This window comes from Streptomyces alkaliterrae (assembly GCF_007097205.2).
Taxonomy (GTDB): Bacteria; Actinomycetota; Actinomycetes; order Streptomycetales; family Streptomycetaceae; genus Streptomyces; species Streptomyces alkaliterrae.
In genome coordinates this window covers 1-1,668 of the sequence record NZ_VJYK02000537.1, presented here as the reverse complement: position 1 = coordinate 1,668, position 1,668 = coordinate 1, and the positions used below count along the sequence as shown (strand labels likewise).

The window sequence follows — 1,668 nt, the reverse complement described above, 5'->3', positions numbered from 1 at the left end:
GGGTGACCGCGCGGCGGCGCAGCAGTACCCGGCCCTCCAGGTTGGTCATCGTGCCGGTCTCCTCGGCCCACTGTGCGACCGGCAGCACCACGTCGGCGAGTCGCGCCGTCTCCGACAGCACCACGTCGCACACCGCGAGGAAGTCCAACGCACGTATGCGCTCCTCGACATGGGCCGCGCGCGGCGCCGAGACCACCGGGTTCGAGCCGAGCAGCAGCAGCGACCGCACGTCGCGGCCGAGCGCGTCCAGCAGCTCGTAGGCGCTGCGCCCCGGGCCCGGCAGGCTGTCGGGATCGACCCCCCACACCTCGGCGACGTGGGCGCGGGCGGCCGGGTCGGTCAGCGAGCGGTAGCCGGGCAACTGGTCGGCCTTCTGGCCGTGTTCGCGACCGCCCTGCCCGTTGCCCTGGCCGGTCAGGCAGCCGTAGCCGGACAGCGGTCGGCCGGCCCGGCCGGTCGCCAGCGTCAGGTTGATCCACGCGCCGACCGTGTCGGTGCCCTTCGCCTGCTGCTCGGGGCCCCGGGCCGTCAGCACCATCGCCGACTCCGCATCGCAGAAGTACCGCACGGCTTCCCGCAGTTGGGGGAGGGGGACGCCGGTGACGCGCTCGACGAGTTCCGGCCAGTGCGCCATCGCCGCGGCCCGCGCGGCCGGCCAGCCGGTGGTGCGCTCGGCTATGTACTCCTCGTCCGTGCGCCCCTCCGCCACGATCAGGTGAAGCATGCCGAGCGCCAGCGCGAGATCCGTGCCGGGCCTGGGCGCCAGATGCAGATCGGCCTGCTCGGCGGTACGGGTGCGGCGCGGATCGACGACGATCAGCTTGCCGCCGCGCTGCCGCATGTCGGTGAAGTAGCGCAGCGCCGGCGGCATCGTCTCGGCCGGGTTGGACCCGACGAGGATCACGCAGTCCGTGCGGGCGACGTCCGCCAGCGGGAACGGCAGCCCGCGGTCGAGACCGAACGCCTTGTTCCCCGCAGCCGCGGCCGACGACATGCAGAACCGGCCGTTGTAGTCGATCTGCGAGGTGCCGAGCACCAGCCGGGCGAACTTGCCCAGCAGATACGCCTTCTCGTTGGTCAGGCCGCCGCCGCCGAACACCCCGACGGCGTCCGCGCCGTGCTGCTCCCGGGTCCGCGACAGCCCCTCCGCGACGCGGCCCAGCGCCTCGTCCCAGTCGGCCTCCTCCAGCGGCCCGCCCGGGGTGCGGCGCACCAGCGGGACGGTGAGCCGCGCCCCGGCGGCCAGCAGCGCCGGCGCCGTACGCCCCTTGCCGCACAGCGCGCCCCGGTTGACGGGGAAGGCGACCCGCTCGGTCACCGCCACCGGAGAGGGACGGTCGGGCGTCGGCACGAGTCCCATACCGCACTGCAGCGAGCAGTAGGGGCAGTGGGTGTCCACCGCCCGGTCGTCACCCTTGCCGGGTGCCTTGGCGGCGGCCGATGCGGTGGAGACAGGCGTGGCGCTCATGCCGCACATCATGCGTCGCGCATGTTACGCGCGGCGGCGCTTCGCGTTACACGGACGGCAATCGGACCTCAAACCGGTCTCGCGGGCCGGGTGAGTCGGCCGCAACCGGTTGTCATTCGGCCGAAACAGGTCGGCAAACCACGCGCGACAGGATCGACGGCACCACCGCCGTCCGGCCAGGCGGCGCACCACCCGTGGAA

The 1,668-nt window shown here is 73.7% G+C and carries 1 protein-coding gene; it reads right to left on the bottom strand.

Annotated features, from left to right (window positions below):
* The coding region (locus tag FNX44_RS26525) for a molybdopterin oxidoreductase family protein (protein WP_267129496.1) at positions 1-1,360 on the bottom strand (1,360 nt) is incomplete at its 3' end.
* Between the last annotated feature and the right edge of the window lie 308 nt (positions 1,361-1,668).